The following is a 19,756-nucleotide window of genomic DNA, read 5'->3' as shown; positions in this document are numbered from 1 at the left end:
CCCTGGTGGACAACGAAACCCATGCCGCAGCCAATGGCATCAACAGTCTCGGTGAGAGCTTCACGGTCAGCGTGACCGACACCGATGGCAGTACCGCCAGTGGCGCCATCGACGTCAATATCGTCGACGACATCCCGACCGCAGCGGGCGATACCAACGCGGTCACTGCCACAGAGAACCAACTGACCCTGACCGGCAACGTGTTGACCAATGACGTGCAGGGCGCAGACCGTGTGGCGACCGGGCCGATCACCGCCGGCACCTTCGTCGGCACCTACGGCACCCTGGTGCTGGCCGCCGACGGTTCCTACACCTATACGCTCAACACCAACGATCCGGACTTCTTCAACCTGCAGGGTGGCGGTAACGGCGTCGAGACCTTTGCCTACACGCTGACCGATGCCGACGGCGATGTGTCCACCGCCAACCTGGTGCTGAACGTCAGCAACCTCAACGATCCGGTGACCCTTGATGGCCTGAACGTCAACGGTGGTGAGCTGACGGTCTACGAGAAGAACCTCGGCGACGGCAGCAGCCCGAACACGTCGGCCCTGACCCAGTCCGGCAGCTTCACCGTGACCGCGCCCGACGGCCTGCAGACCCTGACTGTCCAGGGCATCAGTGTGATTACCGGGGGCGTTGCCAATACCTTCCCGCAATCGGCAACCACGGCCCTGGGCAACACGCTGACCATTACCGGCTACAATCCGGCCACCGGAGTCGTCAGCTACAGCTACACCTTGCTCGACAATGAAGCGCACCCGAGCGCCAATGGCACCAACAGCCTGAGTGAAAGCTTCACGGTGACCGCCACTGACACCGATGGCAACACCGCCAGCGGCTCTATCGACGTCAATATCGTCGACGACATCCCGGCCGCAGCGGGCGATACTAACGCCGTCACTGCCACCGAGAACCAGCTGACCCTCACCGGCAATGTATTGACCAACGACGTGCAGGGTGCAGACCGCATTCCAGCCGGGCCGATTACTGCTGGTACCTTCGCTGGCACCTACGGCACGCTGGTGCTGGCCGCCGATGGCTCCTACACCTACACACTCAACGCCAACGATCCGGACTTCAAGAACCTGCACGGTGGCGGCAACGGCATCGAGACTTTCACCTACACCCTGAAGGACGCCGACGGCGACACCAGCACCGCCAACCTGGTGCTGAACGTCAGCAACCTCAACGATCCGGTGACCCTTAACGGCCTTAACGTCAACGGTGGCGAGCTGACGGTCTACGAGAAGAACCTCGGCGATGGCAGCAGCCCGAGCAATCCGGCCCTGACCCAGACCGGCACCTTCACCGTGACCGCGCCCGACGGCCTGCAGACCCTGACTGTCCAGGGCATCAGTGTGATTACCGGGGGCGTTGCCAATACCTTCCCGCAATCGGCAACCACGGCCCTGGGCAACACGCTGACCATTACCGGTTACAACCCGGCGACGGGTGTGGTGACTTACACCTACACCTTGCTCGACAACGAGAATCACCCTACGGCCAACGATACAAACAGCCTGAGCGAGAGCTTTACCGTCACGGCCACCGATACCGATGGCAGCACGGCAAGCGGTTCGATCGATGTGAACATCGTCGACGATGTACCGAAGGCGGTTAACGACACCAACGCGGTCACTGCCAGCGAAACGCAACTGACCCTGACCGGTAATGTGCTGACCAATGACGTTCAAGGTGCCGACCGCGTAAGCGGGCCGATTACCGGTGGAACCTTCGTCGGTACCTACGGCACGCTGGTGCTGGCTGCCGATGGGTCCTACACCTACACCCTGAACGCCAACGATCCGGATTTCATCAACCTGCCCGGTGGCGGCACTGGGGTCGAAAACTTTACCTACACCTTGCGCGATGCCGATGGTGACACCAGCACCGCGACACTGAAGCTCAATGTCAGCAACCTTGATAACCCGGTGACCATTGACGGCCTCAACATCAACGGTGGTGAGCTGACCGTTTACGAGAAGCACCTCAGCGACGGCAGCAGCCCGAATTCACCGGCCCTGACCCAGACCGGCAGTTTCACCGTAACCGCCCCTGACGGCCTGCAAAGCCTGACCGTCGGCGGTGTCAGCGTCGTCAGTGGCGGTGTGGTCAATGGCTTCCCGCAAAGCGGCACCACGCCATTGGGCAATGCCATCACCATCACCGGCTACAACCCGGCGACCGGTGTGGTGACGTACAGCTACACTTTGCTCGACAACGAAAACCATCCCAACGCCAATGGCACCAACAGCCTGAATGAGGCGATCACGGTTGTTGCCACTGACAGGGATGGCAGTTCAGCCAATGCCACCCTTGATGTGAACATCATTGACGACGTGCCAAGCGTGGTCGGGGCCGAACGTTCGGTGACGCCGGGGCAGGTGGATTCCAACCTGCTGCTGATCATCGACGTGTCCGGCAGTATGAACGAAGCTTCCGGCGTACCGGGGCTGACCCGCCTGCAACTGGCCAAGCAGGCGATCAACGCATTGCTCGACAAGTACGACGAGATGGGCGATGTGAAGGTGCAACTGGTGACCTTCTCCAGCGGTGCCGACCAGCAATCGGCAGTCTGGGTGACCGTCGACCAGGCCAAGACTATCGTCAACGGCCTGAGCGCGAACGGCTCGACCTATTACGACTCGGCGATCGATACGGCGCAATCGGCCTACACCACCGGTGGCAAGATAGCCGGGGCGCAGAACATCGTGTACTTCTTCTCCGACGGTGCTCCGACCTCGGGGCATTCCATTACCGCGCCTCGGGAAGCCGCCTGGGAGACTTTCCTCGACAACAATGGCGTCAAATCCTATGCCATTGGCCTGGGCGGCGGCGTCAATGCCGAAAACCTCAATCCATTGTCCTACGATGGCAGTACCCACACCGACACCAATGCTACCGTGGTCACCGACCTCAGCCAGCTCAACTCGGTGTTGTCCGGCACCGTGCAGGGCGCGCCGATCACCGGCAGCCTGTTGAGTGGCGGAATCCTCGGCGCCGACGGCGGCTTCATCAAGTCGCTGCTGGTCGACGGCACCACCTACACTTACGATCCCAAGGCCAATAATGGCCAAGGCAGCTATACCGCCAGTGGAACCGACCGTGGCAGCTTCGATACGGTGACCAACACCTTCAACATCAAGACCGTGCTCGGTGGCACCTTGCTGGTCGACATGGATACCGGTGAATTTACCTACACACCGCCGAAGGACACTGGCAGCACCAGGACGGAAAACATCGGTTTCACTGCCAGCGACAACGACGGCGACCTGAGCAGCGCCAACCTGGTGGTGAAGGTCTACACCAACACCGCGCCGGTAGCGGGCGCCGATCACATCATCAGCAACATCCTCTCCAGCAGCATCGTGGTACCGGCCGCGGCACTGCTGGCCAATGACAGCGATGCCAACAATGACCGACTCAGTGTGGCTTCGACGACCACCTTCGAAACCGGCTGGGCAGCCAAAGGCGCCGGCTTCACGGTGGGCAGCGCAACACCGCCGCAGGTCAACTTCAGCAGTACCGGCAACTCGGCTGCCAACCAGCTCCGGGACCTGCCGCGCAGCGCTTTCAGAGGCCCGGCCAACGCCATGACTGCCGCGCTGATCGTCAACGGCTACCTGGGCAACGTGACCGCGAACAATGCCAACGACGAGGACGTGCTGACGGTCACCTTGAAAAAAGGTGAGACCCTCAAGCTGGATCACGACCGGCCGACGGGCAACATCCTGATGGAGTGGAAGGATGAGAACGGCAGCTATCAGACCATCGCTGACGGAAACACCTTTACCGCCAGTCATGATGGTGTCTACAGCATTCACCTGGTCAACCTGACCAACACGTCGGGCAGCAACGTCAACAACGCTGAAAACTATGCGTTGACCATGACAGTCGACTATTCCAACGCGCAAAACGAGACCTACAACGGCACCTATACCCTCAGCGACGGGCATGGCGGCAGCAGCACTGGCAATGTCGACATCACGTATCAGGAGGGCAACACCCTCACCGGTACCGGCGGCGACGATACCCTGCTGGCAGGCGCCGGTAATGACACCCTCAATGCCGGTGCCGGTAATGACGTCCTGATCGGTGGGGATGGCAACGACTTCCTTTACGGTGGTGACGGCAATGACCAGCTGATCGGTGGTGCCGGCGATGACCTGCTCGACGGTGGCGCAGGTATCGACACCGCCAGTTATAGCGGTGCCGCCAGCGCCGTGACGGTCAACCTCAATACTGCCGGTGGACAGAATACCGGTGGCGCGGGCACCGACACCCTGGTGGCGATCGAGAACCTGATCGGTACTGACTACAACGACACCCTGACCGGCAACGGCAATGCCAACCTGCTCCACGGCGGCCTGGGCAACGACACCCTGATCGGTGGCGGCGGCGACGATGTACTGATCGGCGGGCCGGGCAACAACACGCTGACCGGCGGCACCGGCAGCGATACCTTTTTGTATCAGCAGGGCAACACCGGCCATGACGTGGTCACTGACTTTACGCCTGGCACCGATCATCTGGACCTGTCGCAACTGCTGCAGGGTGAGAATACGACGACAGCGTCGCTGGATGACTACCTGCACTTCAAGGTCACCGGCAGTGGCGCCAGCGTGGTGTCGACCATCGAGGTCAGTTCGGTAGCGGGGGCGGCTCCGACCCAGACCATCGACCTGGCAGGGGTAAACCTGGCCCAGCACTACGGCGTGACGGCAGGGGCGGGCGGGGTGGTTGCGGCGGGGCAGGACACGGCGACGATCATCAACGGCATGCTCAATGATCATTCGTTGAAGGTGGATACCGTCTGACGGTGTAGGCCTGTGGGAGCTGTCTCAGGACGGGCGCCGCAGGGTCTTCTGCCGCAAGATGTAAATGCTCACCAGCACCGCGCTGGTGAGCATGAAGCCCCGCGCCCAGATCAGCGGCACCAGGTAGCAGGACAGGCCAATGCTCAGCCACATCAGGGCGATGGCGTAGAGCTTGCCTTTGAGGGGAATGCCTTCGCCGCTGAGGTAGTCACGAATCCACGGCCCGAGCCGCGGGTGGTTGACCAGCCAGTGGTGAAAGCGCGGCGAGCTGCGCGCAAAGCACGCAGCGGCCAGGAGCAGAAACGGGGTGGTGGGCAGTACCGGCAGGAAGATCCCGATCACCCCCAGCGCGACGCTGAGCCAGCCGGTGGCCAGCAGCAGGTAGCGCATTGACGCCGACTCAGTGGTGGCGAGGTTTGAGCAGGGCTGGCTTCTCGTCCGGTGCGTGCAGCAGCAGGTACAGCGCGGTGAGCGCTTCCGGGATCTGCACAATCATGTCGTCCATCAGGTTGGCATCGCTGGCGATGTCGGCGAACTCAGGCTGCTCATCAAACAGGCCGGAACCGACCATGATCGGCAGGAGCATCTCGCTGACTTCTTCTTCAGCCGATTCGAACCAGGCCTCTTCGCGCAGGAACACGCCCTCCATGAAGCCGATGCACCAGCCGCGCAGGTCGGAGTCGTCCGGATCGTCACCCAGGTCGAGGTCGCATGGCAGCTCGAACTCTTCGTCGCTGGCCAGCTGGCGGGCGATGTGGGCCTTGAGGGCGAGCAGGGTGGCTTCGATGGCTTCGCGCTCGGCGTCGTCCTTGTAATGCGGCTCTTCGGCGAACAGGGCGTCGATCCATTCGCGGTCCGGGACCGACTCGGCACAGATCGACAGCGCGGTCATGTAGCCGTGGGCGGCAACGTAGTCCAGCGCCTCTTCGTGCAGCTCGTCGGCGTCGAGGAAGGCTTGCAGGCGGGTCAATTGCTCGGCGAAGGACATTACGGGGCTACCTTGGGAATAAACGATACTGAATTCTAGCACCTTGCAGCGCAAACGAGGCAAAGGAAGACGTCTATCGCAGAGCATCCTGCGCGGGCGCAGGCTCCGGTATAATGCCCGATTTTTATCCCGCGACCCTCGCAATAACGGGGGCGGGTAAAAACCGCTTACGCATTTTTGAGTGTGGCAGGCGGGTTTTTCGTCCAGCCTGTGCCCAGGATGGTTCTGCGATTTTTGGAGTTTTTATGCTCGAACAGGCTCAGCGCGTCCTCAAGGACATCTTCGGTTACGACAGCTTTCGGGGGCGCCAGGGCGCGATCATCGAATGTGTGGCCAAGGGTGGCGATGCGCTGGTACTGATGCCCACCGGCGGCGGCAAGTCCCTCTGCTTCCAGGTCCCGGCCCTGCTGCGCCCGGGCCTAGCGGTGGTGGTGTCGCCTTTGATCGCGCTGATGGATGACCAGGTGGCGACCCTCGACGAGCTGGGCGTCGCCGCCGCCTCGCTGAACTCCACCCTCAGCGCCGAGCAGCAGCGCGAACTGGCCGGACGTATCCGCCGGGGCGAAGTGAAGATGCTCTACCTGGCCCCCGAACGCCTGGTGCAGCCGCGCATGCTCGACTTTTTGCGTACCCTCGACATCGCCCTGTTCGCCATCGATGAAGCCCACTGTGTGTCGCAGTGGGGCCATGACTTCCGCCCCGAGTACCTGCAACTGGGGCAACTGGCCGAACTGTTCCCCAATGTGCCGCGCATCGCCCTGACCGCCACCGCGGACATGCGCACCCGTGAAGAGATCGTCACCCGCCTGCACCTGCAGAACGCCGAGCGCTTCCTGTCGAGTTTCGACCGGCCGAACATTTTCTACCGCATCGTGCCCAAGGAGCAGCCGCGCAAGCAGTTGCTGGCGTTCCTCGGCGAGCGGCGCGGCAACGCCGGTATCGTCTACTGCCTGTCGCGCAAGAAGGTCGACGACGTAGCGGCCTACCTCTGCGAGCAGGGCTTCCCGGCCTTGCCTTATCACGCCGGCCTGCCTGCCGAGACCCGGGCGTCCAACCAGCGGCGCTTCCTCAACGAGGAAGGCCTGATCATGGTTGCCACCATCGCCTTCGGCATGGGCATCGACAAACCCAACGTGCGCTTCGTCGCCCACCTGGACCTGCCCAAGTCGCTCGAGGCCTACTACCAGGAAACCGGCCGTGCCGGTCGTGACGGCCTGCCCGCCGACGCCTGGATGGCCTACGGCCTGCAGGACATGGTGATGCTCAAGCAGATGCTGCAGAACTCCGAGGGTGACGAGCGTCACAAGCGCATCGAGCAACACAAGCTCGACGCCATGCTTGCCCTGTGTGAAGAAACCCGCTGCCGTCGCCAGATCCTGCTCAACTACTTCGATGAAGAGCTGCCGCAGCCGTGTGGCCACTGCGACAACTGCATCGATGGCGTGCAGACCTGGGATGCCACCGAGCCTGCGCGCCAGGCGCTGTCGGCGGTGTACCGTACCGGTCAACGCTATGGCGTCGGTCACCTGGTGGACGTATTGCTCGGTCGCGATAACGAAAAAATCCGTAACTTCGGCCACGAGAAGCTGGCCGTGTATGGCGTTGGCAAGGACCGTTCCGAGCACGACTGGCGCTCGCTGTTCCGCCAGCTGGTGGCACGCGGTCTGGCCGACATCGACCTCGAAGGCTACGGTGGCCTGCGCCTGTCCGACACCTGCCGGCCGTTGCTGCGCGGTGAAATCAGCCTCGAGCTGCGCAAGGACCTCAAGCCACAAACCAGCAGCAAGGGTGGCAGCAGCAGTGGCGGCAGCCCGGCCAGCCAGCTGGTGCGTGGCGACGAGCGCGAGCAGTGGGAAGCCCTGCGCGCGCTGCGCCGCAAGCTGGCCGAAGAGCACGGCGTACCGCCTTATGTGATCTTCCCCGACTCGACCTTGCTGGAGATGCTGCGCAGCCAGCCCACCAGCCTCAGCGAGATGGGCCGGGTCAGCGGCGTGGGTGCGCGCAAGCTGGAGCGTTACGGCGACGCTTTCCTCGAAGTGCTGGGCGGCGGTGTCGAGGCGCCGAAAATCGTCACCGACCTGCGTCACGAACTGGTCAGCCTGGCCCGGGCCGGCATGACCCCGATGCAGATCGCCGGGCAGTTGAACTGCAGCGAAAAGAACGTCTACAGCCTGCTCGCCGAAGCCATTGGCCGCCAGGAGCTGTCGCTGGACCAGGCCCTGGACCTGCCGGAAGACCTGTTGGGCGAGATACAGGATGCCTTCCTCGATGGCGAAGGCGAGTTGCCGCCGGTGTCGGCCATTGCCGAACAGTTTGGCGGGCGAGTACCTGAAGGGGTGCTGTATTGCGTGCGCGCGGCACTGGCCGCCGAATTCGAGATGTAAACCCGGCTTTGTCATCATTTATAACGATTATCGAGCCACCGGCAGCTGTATGAGCCTTGCCTGTGGCTCAAGGTCATGGTTAGCTGACTAATAATTAGTTCTGATAATGAGTTTCTCTATGCCGTTGACCGACCAACACAAATTCGGGATGCAGCTGGCACACATGTCCCGCGGCTGGCGTGCCGAACTGGATCGCCGCCTGGCCGGTCTGAACCTGTCTCAGGCCCGCTGGCTGGTGCTGCTGCACCTGGCCCGTTTCGACGAGGCGCCGACCCAGCGCGAACTGGCCCAGAGCGTCGGCGTCGAAGGCCCGACCCTGGCCCGTCTGCTCGACAGCCTGGAAACCCAGGGCCTGGTTCGCCGGCAGGCGGTGCTTGAAGACCGCCGGGCGAAAAAAATTCTTCTCTGCCCGCCGGCCAAGCCGCTGATCGACCAGATCGAAACCATTGCCAATGCCTTGCGCGCCGAGCTGTTTGTCGGTGTCGATGAAGAGGAGTTGCGCGTGTGCATGCGTGTCCACGCGCGGATCCTCGCCAACCTGGAAAAGTCCTGATCACCCTCAGAAGGTGTGACCGAGATTGAGGTACAACGCCTTCTGATTCTCGCTGTTGGCCCCGTAGCTGAAGTTCAGCGGCCCCAGGGGCGTCTCGAAACCGACGAAGATGCTGGCTGCATTGATGTAGCCACTGTCGAACTCGTTGTCGTTGTTCCAGGCCCGGCCGCGCTCCAGCGAGCCACCGAGGTACAGCGGGAAGTCCAATGGCAAGTAGGCGCGCGGGGTCAGGCGACGGTAGTAGACCATGCGCATCAGGCTGACGTTCTGCCCGGACACCGAGTCCTGGCGAAAGCCCGACAGCTGCCGGGCGCCGCCGAGCACGAAGCTTGAGGTCACCACCTCGGCGTCATCCAGCGTACGTCCGTACTGGCCGCCCAGCACCCAGGTGTTGGGGCCGCTGCTCATGGCCTTGTCCAGCTTGAATGCCCATTGCCGGTAGCGCTGGTCGGATCCCAGACCCTCGTCGTACTGGCGCAGCACCAGGTTGATGTCCTCGCCACTGTGGGGGAAGTAGACGTTGTCAAGGGTGTCGAACGAGTACTTGAGCTCGTAGAAGCCTTCGCTGAAGCTAAATCTTGGCAGGTCCTGATCGCCGATCCGGACATCGGCCTTGCCCCAGGCCTGGCCGACGCCGAAGCGCACCTCGCCGCTGTTGCCGATCTGTCGTCCGAGGTTAAGACCGAAACCATACCGCTCCAGGCGGTATTCGGCGACCGGGTCATCGTCCAGGGTTGCCTCGATATTCTGCGAGCCCAGGTTCAGGTAGGGGGCAATGAAGTAGCGCGAGCCGGCATCCAGCGGCTGGTAGAACTCGCTGTAAAGCTCCTGCTGGTCGCCGATCTGCGCCCGGGTCAGCCATTCGGCCCCGAGCGTGTTGATGCCATTGACCCGGTAGCTGGCGCCGATGTTGAAGGCGCTGTCGCCGCGCATGTCGTCCGACAGGTTCAGGCCCAGACGCAGGTAGTCGGTACCGCCTCGACGGCCGCGCGCGTTGATCACCAGGGTGTTGTCAGCACCTTTGTGTACCACCCGGTATTGCACGCGATCGAAGTAGTCCAGGCCATAAAGGGTACCCATGTCGGTCTGCAGGCGGTCCAGCTCCAGTGGTTCGCCGATGGGTTGGCGAATGTAGTAGCGGATCACGTCGTCACTGACCTTCGAGTCGTTCTCGATACGGATCGCGGTGATCACCGGGGTGCGCTGGCTGGGCGAGCGCGCGGCCAGCAGTTCGCCGTCGCTGGCTTGCGGGCGCTTGAGCACTGCCAGGCGCGCGTCCAGGGCGCGCGCGGCTCGGTAACCGGCGTCGATCATGTCCTGGGCCCGGCCGAAATCGGTGACGCCGAAGCTCGACAGGGGGGGCTGGATGAGGATGTCGTCGCGGTGCAGGGCCGCCAGTTGCTCCTCGGAGTTACGCCGGGTCATGAGAGTGATTGACTGGTTGAGCACATCAACCACGGTCGCCAGTTGCTTGCGGCTGCGTAGCGGGGTACCGATATCGACGACGATCGCCACGTCCACGCCCATCTCGCGCGCGACATCCAGGGGAATGTTGTCGACCATGCCGCCATCGACCAGCAGCCGGCCATCCAGCTCGACCGGAGCGAACACCGCCGGGATCGACATACTGGCGCGAATCACCTGGGGCAGGTGGCCACGGCGAAATACCACTTTTTCGCCGCTGGCGATGTCGGTGGCGACGGCGCGGAAGGGGATCGGCAGCTTGTCGAAGTCGCGGGTGTCGCTGGTGTGGGCGAGCATGCTTTCCAGCAGCAGCGCCAGGTTCTGGCCCTGGATCACCCCCAGCGGCAGGCCCAGGCTGCCGTCGTCGCGAAAGCTGAGTTTCTGTTTGACGAGGAAGTCGCGGTCGTCCTGTTTACGCCGGAACGGCACGTCCTTGCGCGGCGGCGCGTCGGACAGCGCCTGCTGCCAGTCGATGTTCAGGGCGAGTTTCTCCAGCTCGTCGATCTTGTAGCCGGAGGCGTACAGGCCGCCGACCACCGCGCCCATGCTGGTGCCGGCAATCGCATCGACCTTGATGCCCTGTTCCTCCAGGGCCTTGAGTACGCCGATATGGGCCAGGCCGCGGGCAGCACCGCCGGAGAGCACCAGGCCGACTTTCGGTCGGGGCGCTTCGGCTGCCAGCAGCGGGAAGGAAACGAACATCAGCAGCAGGGATAACAGCAGGCGGTGCATCATGGCTCTCGGAGCGAAGGCTAAAGACCGCTAGTATAAGCGTGCCCACATGTCAGGAGACCTTCAGTGTATGTCCGCGCCTAAACCGGAAATTGTCATTACCTACTGCACCCAGTGCCAGTGGCTGCTGCGTGCCGCCTGGCTGGCCCAGGAACTGCTGAGCACCTTCAGCGACGACCTGGCCCGGGTGGCCCTTGAGCCCGCCACCGGCGGCACCTTCCGCATTACCTGTGATGGCGTGCAGATCTGGGAGCGCAAGGCCGATGGCGGCTTCCCGGAAGCCAAGGTGCTCAAGCAGCGCGTGCGCGACCAGATCGACCCGCAGCGCGACCTCGGCCACAACGACCGGCCCTGACCCTCAGCCTTCTACGGCCGCGGTCTTGCTGATCTGGCTGCCGGCCGCCAGACGGCTGGAAATGACGATGGCGAGGATGATCAGGACGCCGCCCAGGAGCATGCGCAGGGTCGGGGTTTCGGCAAAAATCAGCCAGGCCATGGCAATGCCGTAGACCGGCTCCAGGGCAAAGACCACTGCGGCGGTGCGCGCCTTGATCACCGCCAGGCTGGCGACGAACAGGCTGTGCGCCACACCTGTGCAGAATACGCCGAGCAGGCCGATCCACAGCCAGTCCATGGCGCTGACGGCGCCCAGCGCTGGCGCCGCCGCCGGCAACAGGCACAAGGCGACCACGGCGTTCTGGCACAAGGCTGCCTGCACCGCCGGAATCCGCCCGGAGCCGGCGCGGTTGGTCAATGACAGCAGCGAAAACAGCAGGCCCGAGAGCAACGCCCAGAGCAGCCCGCCGGTGGCCTGGCTGGCCAGGTCGAAGTCCGGGGTTACCAGCACCAGGCCGATGCTCACCAGCAGCACCAGAACGATCTCGTTGCTGCGGATGCGCTCGCGAAACAGCAGCCCTTCGAGGATCACGGTAAAGGCCGGGAAGCTGGCAAAACCCAGGGTGGCGATGGCGACGCCGGCGACTTTCACGGCGATGAAGAAACTTACCCAGTGCCCGGCCAGCAACACCCCGCCGAGCAGCAGACGGCGCCAGTCTTGAGCCTGCAGGGGCTGCCAGGCCTTACGCGCAAATCCTGCGAATATGGCCAAGGCCAGCACGGCAAAAGCGGCCCGGCCGAAGACGATGATTGCAGGCGCGGCGCTGGCCAACTTGCCGAACACGCCGGTGAGGCCGAAGAACAGTGCGCCGATGTGCAGGGCGCCGAGGGCAGTGCGGTGATTCATGGAGATCCTTGTGGTAGGCCAGGGCAGCGGCGCCAGTTTACGAGCCGGGCGCTGGCGCTGTCTGTCGCGGTCCTCGCGTCAATTGTCTGCAGAGTCGCGCCGCAGGGCGCCGGGGGAGCGGCCAAAGGCCTTGAGCATGGCGGCGGCAAAGGCGCTTTGCGAGCTGTAGCCGACCTGGCAGGCAATCTCGCCGATCGGCAAGCAGGTATCGCGCAGCAGTTGCCGTGCACGCAGCAGGCGGCGCTGGCGCACATAGTCCATGGGCGTGACCCCGCATTCGGCCATGAACCGCGCATGCAGGCGCGCGCTGGACAGCCCGGCCAGGCGCGCCAGGTCGGCCACCTGCAGCGGGTAGGCGGCGTTCTGCTCGATATGGGCGTCGAAGCGCGCGTAGGGCAGTGACCTTGTTGTCGCCGCCCGCGATGCGTCACTGCTCAGACTGGCCAGCAGCAATACCGCACCTTGCTGGGCAATCAGCGGATCGTTGATCGGGCTGGCCGCCAGCCAGTCGACCAGTTGCTGCTGGCGATGGTCCAGGTTCAATGGCCCGGCCCGCTCCAGCAGGCGCTGGCTGGCGTCCAGGTGCCCGCCCAGACACTGGCTCAGCCAATTGTCGGTGGGGATGTCCAGCACCAGGCAGTCGCTGCCGGCAGCACTGCCGCAGGTGTGGTGGCGGCCGGCCGGGACCACCATCAGTGCCTGGCGGTCAAGCCGCGCGCCGCGGCCTTCGACCTCGAATTCCAGGCGCCCGCGCAGGCCGAACACCAGTTGCGGGTGTTCGTGGCTATGGGCGATCAGGTCGTGGCGATAATGGCGCAGGGAAAGTATCGAGCCGCTGCTCATCGAAAGGTCCTCCGGCAATCGCCGCAGTGTACAGGCTGGGAGGCGGGCCGGGCATGTCATCAGATCGACACCTGGCGGTCACGGTCGATTCACCGCCGGTTGGCAAGCTGGCGCAAACCTTCCCGGAGCCTGCCGATGACCCGTGCCGAGCTTGCCAGACCCTCGCGCAAACAGCGCGTACGCACCTTGTGGATATCGGACGTGCACCTGGGTACCCGGGATTGCCAGGCCGAGCACCTGTCGCAGTTCCTCAAGGGCTACCAGGCGGACCGCATCTACCTGGTCGGCGACATCATCGATGGCTGGAAGCTGCGTGGCGGCATGTACTGGCCCCAGGCGCACACCAACGTGATCCGCCGTCTGCTGACCATGAGCAAGCGCGGCACCGAAGTCATCTACGTCACCGGCAACCATGACGAGTTCCTGCGCCGCTATTCCAAACTGGTGCTGGGCAACATCCAGCTGGTCGACCAGGCCGAGCACCTGACCGCCGATGGCCGGCGCCTGCTGGTGATTCATGGCGACCAGTTCGACGTGATCACCCGCTATCACCGCTGGCTGGCGTTTCTGGGCGATTCGGCCTACGAGTTCACCCTGACCCTCAACCGCTGGCTCAACCACTGGCGTGCGCGCTATGGCTATGGTTACTGGTCGTTGTCGGCGTACCTCAAGCACAAGGTCAAGACCGCGGTCAGCTTCATCAGCGACTTCGAGGAGGCCATCGCCCATGAATGCGTCAAGCGCGGTTTTCACGGCGTGGTCTGCGGGCATATCCACCATGCCGAGATCCGCAAGGTCGGCGAGGTGGATTACCTCAACTGCGGCGATTGGGTCGAGTCGTGCACGGCGCTGATCGAGCACTGGGATGGCACTATCGAACTCTATCGTCTGGCGGACGCCCAAGCCGAAGCCGCCCGGCGCCTGGCCGGGCTCGAAGAGCTGGTTGATTCAGGCAGTGGCGGCGGGTTGTTGTAGCGCGGCCTTGTAGATCGACTGCCGGGGCTGGGCGAACAGGCGCTGCAGCATCGGTTCGAAGAAGCTCAAGGGCTGGCTGTCGTAGCCCGGATCGAACGCCGCCGCATCGTAGCGGGTGCAGAACTCGATGGTTTGCTGGTATTGCGGATGGTCCTGGAATTGTTCGCGCAGGTGCCGGTCCATGCCCAGGTGGTGGAAAAAGTAGTAACCCTGGAAGACCCCGTGTTTTTCCACCATCCACAGGTTTTCCGGGCTGATGAAGGGCTTGAGGATGGCGGCGGCGATGTCCGGATGGTTGTAGCTACCGAGGGTGTCGCCGATGTCGTGCAGCAGTGCGCAGACTACATATTCCTCATCGCGCCCGTCGCGCCAGGCGCGGGTCGCGGTTTGCAGGGAGTGGCTCAGGCGGTCGATGGGAAAGCCGCCAAAGTCGCCGTCGAGCAGGCGCAGGTGCGCGAGGATGCGATTGGCCAGCTGGCTGGTATAGGCCCTGAAATCATCGGCGATGATCGCCCAGTCCTGCTCGGTACCGTCCTGCATGTGGATAAAACGGGCCTGCTGATTCATCGGCACTCCGAAGCGCGGTGTTTCAGGGCACTCTACCCCCACCATCGGTCGGGGCAGTGGCCGCGCGGGACGGGTTTCTGACCTTGCGGGCCGAAATCAGAAGCTGACCTTGCCGCGCAGCATGTCGCGGTACATGGCAAAGTCGCCGATCAGGCTGTACAGCGGGTGCTTGAAGGTGGCCGGGCGGTTTTTCTCGAAGAAGAAGTGGCCGACCCAGGCAAAGCCGTAACCGGCAAAGGGCAAGGCCAGCAGCAAAAGCCAGTTGCCGCTGCCCAGGGCAAAGGCGAGCAGGGCGATGACCAGGCTGGTACCGACAAAGTGCAGGCGACGGCAGGTGGGGTTGCTGTGCTCGCGCAGGTAGTAGGGGTAGAACTCGGCAAAACTGCGAAATTGCTGAGGGCTGTTCACGACACTGCTCCAGGGTCTGGTCGATCTGACGAAGATACACGGCGTGGAGCCTGATCTGAGTCTAGAGTGAGTAACACTACAGAGCAGTGACAATAGGCGCCAATTGAGTATCCTTTGAGTTCGCCGCAGGAGCGGCTTGTCGGTAAGAAAAGAAGCCAGCCATGAGCGAAAGAACCACTTCAGCAAGCTGGGCATCAGGGATCGTCAAGGCACTCGAACTGGAAGGGCTCGATTGCCGTGCCATGTTCAAGCAGCTCGGCCTGGATTTCGCCGCGCTCGATGACCCCGACGCACGTTTTACCCAGGATTCGATGACCCGCCTCTGGCAATTGGCGGTCGAGCTCTCCGGCAACCAGGCGATCGGCCTGAACATGGCGCGGGTGGTGCGCCCGGCATCCTTTCATGTGGTCGGCTATGCGTTGATGTCGAGCCGCACCCTGGCCGAGGGTTTCGAGCGGCTGGTGCGTTATCAGCGGATCATCGCCGAAAGCTCCGACCTTAGTTTCCGTCTGGAGCCCGACGGCTATGCGCTGGTTCTTACCGTTCATGGCGATCACCTGCCGCCCACCCGACACAGCGCCGAAGCCTCGCTGGCCTGCGCCCTGTCGCTGTGCAGCTGGCTCAGCGGGCGGGTGATACAGCCGCGGCGGGTGCTGATCCAGGGCCCGCAGCCCAGGGACCTGACCCCTTACAAGACGGCATTCCATGCCCCGCTGGTATTCAGCGCGCCCTACGATGCGCTGGTGTTCGAACGTGCCGACATGGAGGCACCGCTGCCGACTGCCAACGAAGCCATGGCTGTGCTGCACGACCGTTTTGCCGGCGAATACCTGGCGCGCTTCTCGGAAAGCCGGGTCACCCACCGCGCACGCCAGGTGCTGTGCCGGGTCTTGCCCCAGGGCGAGCCCAAGCGCGAAACCATCGCCCAGGCCTTGCACCTGTCCCAGCGCACCTTGCAGCGGCGATTGCAGGAAGAAGGCACGAGCTTTCAGACGCTGTTGGACGATACCCGCCGCGAGCTTGCCGAGCAGTACCTGGCGCAAGCCAGCATGACCCTGCTGGAAGCCGCCTATCTTCTGGGGTTCGCCGACCCGAGCAACTTCTTCAGGGCGTTTCGCCGCTGGTTCGATATCACCCCGGGCGAGTACCGGGCGCGTTTGAGCGGGGCCGCGGCGGCCCCGGTAGAGAACGAGTCGGTCAGTGACGCCAGAACGCAGGCATACACAGCACCAGCACCGTAATGATCTCCAGACGGCCGAGCAGCATGCCGAACGCCAGGATCCACTTCGCCGCATCCGGCAGGGTGGCGAAGTTGCCGGCCGGGCCGATGGTTTCGCCCAGGCCCGGGCCCACCCCGGACACGGTACTGGCGGCGCCGGTCAGCGCGGTCATCCAGTCCACACCCAGCAGCGACAGGGCCAGGGCGATGACACAGATGGTGATGGCGAAGAAGAACGAGAAGGTCAGGATCGAACGCACGATCTCTTCATCGAGACGGTGGCCGTTGTATTTCTGCTTGATCACCGCCCGTGGGTGGATCAGCTGATTCAAGTTGGCCTTGAGCAGGATGTAGGCGACCTGGAAGCGGAAGATCTTGATGCCGCCGGCGGTCGAGCCCGAACAACCGCCAACGAAGCCCAGGTAAAAGAACAGCATCAGCGAGAAATTGCCCCACAGGCTGTAGTCGCCCAGGGCAAAGCCAGTGGTGGTGACCACCGAGGTCACGTTCAGGGCCACGTGACGCAGGGCGTCGAGCCAGTGCAGGTTGGTGGTGGCCCAGTACCAGGTGCCCAGTACCAGCCAGGTCGCTACCAGCATTGCCAGCAAACCCTGAACCTGCTGATCCTTGATCAATGCCTTGCGATTGCCACGAATGGTCGCCACGTACAGGGCGAACGGCATACTGCCGAGAATCATCACCACCACCGCGACCCAGTGCACCGCCGGCATGTCCCACTTGGCCAGGGACTGGTCGGAGGTGGAGAAACCGCCGGTGGAGATCGCCGACATGGCGTGGTTGATCGCATCGAAGGGGTTCATGCCGGCCAGCCAGAAGGCCAGGGCGCCCAGGGTGGTGATGCCGATGTACACCAGCACGATCGACTTGGCGACCATGTGCGAGCGCGGCATGACCTTTTCCGAGCGGTCCGAGGATTCGGTCTGGAACAGGCGCATGCCACCGATACGCAGCAGCGGCAGGATCGCCACGGCCATGGCGATAAAGCCGATACCGCCGAGCCAGTGCAGCAGCGAGCGCCACATCAGGATGCCCGGTGACATGTTGTCCAGGCCGCTAAGCACGGTGGCGCCGGTGGCGGTGATGCCGGACATGCTTTCGAAAAAGGCGTCGGTGTAGCTGATGTGCTGGGTCAGCAAAAACGGCAGGGCGGCGAAAATGCACACCACCAGCCAGCTGCTGACCGTCAGCAGGTACATGTCGCGCGGGCGCAGGTGCACATGCTCGGGGCGGCCCTGAATGACCAGGGCAAGGCCTGCAATAAAGGTGATCATGCTGGCCCAGAGAAACGACGGCAGATCGCCCGTGCGGTCGAAGATCACCAGGGTGGCCATGGGCACAACCATGCTGATCGCCAGGGTGATCAGGAAGATGCCGATGATGAAACCAATGATCCTTAAGGTCGGCAACGCCATGTGATCTGCTCTGACTCGAAACGGAAGGGCGCCATTCTACCTATGGCCCCCTTTAAGTAAACGCTAGAATAGCCCGACATTTATTCACAAGGGGTAGCCAATGGAGGCTCTCGACGCATTGCTCAACCGTGTTTCGGTCCCACGCCTGATGGAGCCGGCACCCAATGCCGCACAACGCGAGGCGCTGTTCCAGGCCGCGCTGCGGGCGCCGGACCACGGCCAGTTGCGGCCCTGGCGCTTTTTGACGGTAGAAGGCGAGGCGCGGACGAAGCTTGGCGAACTGCTCGCCGAAGCGGTAAAGCTCAGCGGTGAGGCAAGTGAGGCGGCGCTGGACAAGGCCCGGGCCATGCCATTGCGGGCGCCGTTGCTGGTGGTTGTGGTAGCGCGCCTGCAGGATCATTTCAAGGTGCCGGCATCCGAGCAGCGTCTGGCGGCCGGTTGTGCCGCCCACGGTATTCTGCTGGCCGCCCATGCCCAGGGCATCGGCGCGGTGTGGCGCACCGGTGAGCTGTCGTACAGCAAGCATGTGGCCAAGGGGCTGGGGCTGGCGGATAACGAAGAGATCATCGCCTTCCTGTACCTGGGTACCCCGCAGCATGAGCCGCGCACGGCGCCAGTGCTGGCGACGGCTGACTTCGTCAGTGCCTGGGGGTAAGTTTTTGCAGGGGCTGTGCCGCCCCTACCGCCGGCAAGGCCGGCTTCCACAGTGGACCTGTGTGCACCGGACCTGTGGGAGCTGGCTTTGCCAGCGATGGGCTGCGCAGCAGCCCCGGCATTCTCAAGCCTTGCCCGGCCCGACTAGCGGCAATTCCAGCCTGGCCACAAACCCGCCTTCCGGGTGATTGCCCAGGCTCAGGTTGCCGCCGTGGCGCTCCGCCGCCTTGCGCGCAATCGCCAGGCCCAGGCCGTGGCCGGCGGCGCTTTGCCCGGGCGCACGGTAGAACGGCTCACCCAGTTGCGCCAAGTGCTCCGCGGCCACTCCCGGCCCGTGGTCACGCACGCTCAGCACTATCTTGTCGTTATCCCGTACCCCGGTAATTTCAATCGGTTGCCCAACCGGATTGAAACGCACGGCGTTGCGCAACAGGTTATCCAGCGCCCGTTCCAGTAGCGTCGGCCAGCCTTGCAGGTTGAGCCCGGTTTCATGCCGCAGCTGGATGTCCTGCTCCGGCGCACCCAATTGCGCGTCCTTGTGCACGGAGGCCAATAGCGCATCGAGGTCCACCGGCTCGGCCCGCGCCTGATCGGCATCGACCCGCGCCAGCACCAGAATCTCGCTGATCAGCGCTTCCAGGCGGTCGCATTCACGGGTAAGGCGTGGCCACAGGGCCTGGCGCTGCTCGGGTTCGGCACGTTCAGCCAGGGCCAGGGCGATGCGCAGGCGCGCAAGGGGCGAGCGCAGTTCGTGGGAAACGTCGCGTAACAGCTGGCGCTGGCTGCCGATCAGGCTCTGCAGCCGTGCACCCATGCGGTTGAAATCGTTGGCCAGCACGCCGAACTCGTCACGGCGGTTGGCCAGGCGCGCCAGGCTGTTCTGCTGGTAGGTGGTCTGCCCCAGGTCATGCACGGCGCCGCGCAGGCGGCTCAGCGGGCGGGTGATCGACAGCGTCACCAACAGGCTGAACAGGGTCAGCACCACCAGGGCGATCCCCAAGGCACTCAACGGCCAGAGCAAGCTGTCACGGTGCCAGGCGTCCAGCTCCGGGTGCGGGATGCGATAGATCAGCAGGTAGGTCTCACCGCTGTCGGGGCTGGTGTATTCCTCGGTCAGCCGTCGCCATGGCAGGCGCCGGTCATCATTGTGGCGGCGCGCCTCGAAGGCGGCTGCGCGGCGCGGGAAGGTGCCGGGAACCACCGCATCGCCACTGTCGTTGAGCACCTGCACATCGATGTTGTAGCGGCGCTTGCGGTGTTCCAGGTAGTGCTGGGCATATTCCGGCCCTTGCTGCTCATAGCGCTGGGTCCAGTTCTTGGCCAGGGTGTTGAGTCCCGGGTGGCGGCTGAGAATCCAGGCGTCCTGGTTCAACATGTGGCCGAGCAGGATCGACAGCCCGGCAACCAGGGCGATGGCCAGCCAGAAACTGGCCAGGACGCGCCAGAACAATGAACGCAAAAGAGGCACCTCTA

At 63.6% G+C, this 19,756-nt stretch carries 16 protein-coding genes; 7 read left to right on the top strand and 9 right to left on the bottom strand.

The genetic code is table 11. The features are described from left to right. On the top strand, nucleotides 1-4,820 hold a 4,820-nt coding region (locus tag JV241A_RS17525), incomplete at its 5' end, for an Ig-like domain-containing protein (protein ID WP_134063731.1). Nucleotides 4,821-4,844: 24 nt separating this feature from the next. Here JV241A_RS17525 and JV241A_RS17520 read toward each other — a convergent pair. Together JV241A_RS17520 and JV241A_RS17515 are read right to left on the bottom strand one after the other, a co-directional pair. Continuing rightward, a complete protein-coding gene (locus JV241A_RS17520) occupies nucleotides 4,845-5,210 on the bottom strand; it encodes a YbaN family protein (RefSeq protein WP_115088176.1) in 366 nt (121 codons plus the stop codon). 10 nt (nucleotides 5,211-5,220) lie between these two features. Further along, on the bottom strand, nucleotides 5,221-5,808 hold the full coding sequence (locus tag JV241A_RS17515) for a YecA family protein (protein WP_134063729.1): 588 nt from the start codon (nucleotides 5,806-5,808) through the stop codon (nucleotides 5,221-5,223). A gap of 245 nt (nucleotides 5,809-6,053) precedes the next feature. Here JV241A_RS17515 and recQ point away from each other — a divergent pair, with 245 nt between their 5' ends. Together recQ and JV241A_RS17505 are read left to right on the top strand one after the other, a co-directional pair. Continuing rightward, the gene (gene recQ / locus JV241A_RS17510; protein WP_115088174.1) at nucleotides 6,054-8,192 is read left to right on the top strand and encodes a DNA helicase RecQ; all 2,139 of its coding nucleotides are present in this window, start codon (nucleotides 6,054-6,056) and stop codon (nucleotides 8,190-8,192) included. Between the two features lie 118 nt (nucleotides 8,193-8,310). Next, on the top strand, nucleotides 8,311-8,745 hold the full coding sequence (locus JV241A_RS17505) for a MarR family transcriptional regulator (RefSeq protein WP_115088173.1): 435 nt from the start codon (nucleotides 8,311-8,313) through the stop codon (nucleotides 8,743-8,745). A gap of 6 nt (nucleotides 8,746-8,751) precedes the next feature. Here JV241A_RS17505 and JV241A_RS17500 read toward each other — a convergent pair whose 3' ends face one another. Continuing rightward, the gene (locus JV241A_RS17500; RefSeq protein ID WP_115088172.1) at nucleotides 8,752-10,941 is read right to left on the bottom strand and encodes a patatin-like phospholipase family protein; all 2,190 of its coding nucleotides are present in this window, start codon (nucleotides 10,939-10,941) and stop codon (nucleotides 8,752-8,754) included. Between the two features lie 70 nt (nucleotides 10,942-11,011). Here JV241A_RS17500 and JV241A_RS17495 point away from each other — a divergent pair, with 70 nt between their 5' ends. Continuing rightward, nucleotides 11,012-11,296 (top strand): SelT/SelW/SelH family protein, encoded by a 285-nt coding sequence (locus JV241A_RS17495; protein ID WP_038996489.1) that lies wholly within the window; start codon nucleotides 11,012-11,014, stop codon nucleotides 11,294-11,296. A gap of 3 nt (nucleotides 11,297-11,299) precedes the next feature. Here JV241A_RS17495 and JV241A_RS17490 read toward each other — a convergent pair whose 3' ends face one another. Both JV241A_RS17490 and JV241A_RS17485 read right to left on the bottom strand, forming a co-directional pair. Beyond that, the gene (locus JV241A_RS17490) at nucleotides 11,300-12,184 is read right to left on the bottom strand and encodes a DMT family transporter (protein ID WP_134063726.1); all 885 of its coding nucleotides are present in this window, start codon (nucleotides 12,182-12,184) and stop codon (nucleotides 11,300-11,302) included. A 78-nt stretch (nucleotides 12,185-12,262) separates the two neighbouring features. Next, entirely contained in the window at nucleotides 12,263-13,027 is a 765-nt protein-coding gene (locus JV241A_RS17485; protein WP_134063724.1) for an AraC family transcriptional regulator, read from the bottom strand. A 135-nt stretch (nucleotides 13,028-13,162) separates the two neighbouring features. Between JV241A_RS17485 and JV241A_RS17480 the strand changes: the two genes are divergently transcribed. Then, a complete protein-coding gene (locus JV241A_RS17480; protein WP_115088169.1) occupies nucleotides 13,163-14,002 on the top strand; it encodes a UDP-2,3-diacylglucosamine diphosphatase in 840 nt (279 codons plus the stop codon). On the opposite strand, the gene JV241A_RS17475 is transcribed toward JV241A_RS17480, so the two are convergent. Continuing rightward, nucleotides 13,976-14,569: an HD domain-containing protein gene (locus JV241A_RS17475; protein WP_134063722.1), complete on the bottom strand. Its 594-nt coding sequence runs from the start codon at nucleotides 14,567-14,569 to the stop codon at nucleotides 13,976-13,978. The two genes, JV241A_RS17480 and JV241A_RS17475, sit on opposite strands and share 27 nt — an antisense overlap. 96 nt (nucleotides 14,570-14,665) lie before the next feature. After that, a complete protein-coding gene (locus JV241A_RS17470; RefSeq protein ID WP_134063720.1) occupies nucleotides 14,666-14,977 on the bottom strand; it encodes a DUF962 domain-containing protein in 312 nt (103 codons plus the stop codon). Between the two features lie 161 nt (nucleotides 14,978-15,138). On the opposite strand from JV241A_RS17470, the gene JV241A_RS17465 reads away from it, so the two are divergent. Next, the gene (locus tag JV241A_RS17465; RefSeq protein ID WP_134063718.1) at nucleotides 15,139-16,218 is read left to right on the top strand and encodes an AraC family transcriptional regulator; all 1,080 of its coding nucleotides are present in this window, start codon (nucleotides 15,139-15,141) and stop codon (nucleotides 16,216-16,218) included. Here JV241A_RS17465 and JV241A_RS17460 read toward each other — a convergent pair. After that, nucleotides 16,175-17,629, bottom strand: coding sequence for a TrkH family potassium uptake protein (locus tag JV241A_RS17460; RefSeq protein WP_115088165.1), 1,455 nt, complete (start codon nucleotides 17,627-17,629; stop codon nucleotides 16,175-16,177). The genes JV241A_RS17465 and JV241A_RS17460 overlap by 44 nt on opposite strands. Before the next feature lie 100 nt (nucleotides 17,630-17,729). Here JV241A_RS17460 and JV241A_RS17455 point away from each other — a divergent pair, with 100 nt between their 5' ends. Further along, nucleotides 17,730-18,284 (top strand): NAD(P)H nitroreductase, encoded by a 555-nt coding sequence (locus tag JV241A_RS17455; RefSeq protein WP_134063716.1) that lies wholly within the window; start codon nucleotides 17,730-17,732, stop codon nucleotides 18,282-18,284. Nucleotides 18,285-18,407: 123 nt separating this feature from the next. On the opposite strand, the gene JV241A_RS17450 is transcribed toward JV241A_RS17455, so the two are convergent. Then, nucleotides 18,408-19,742, bottom strand: coding sequence for a HAMP domain-containing sensor histidine kinase (locus tag JV241A_RS17450; protein WP_134063714.1), 1,335 nt, complete (start codon nucleotides 19,740-19,742; stop codon nucleotides 18,408-18,410). Nucleotides 19,743-19,756: the final 14 nt, after the last annotated feature.

This window comes from Pseudomonas sp. JV241A (assembly GCF_900275665.1).
Taxonomy (GTDB): Bacteria; Pseudomonadota; Gammaproteobacteria; order Pseudomonadales; family Pseudomonadaceae; genus Aquipseudomonas; species Aquipseudomonas wadenswilerensis.
Note: the sequence above shows the minus strand (reverse complement) of the source record. Positions and strands in the feature narration are given on the sequence as shown.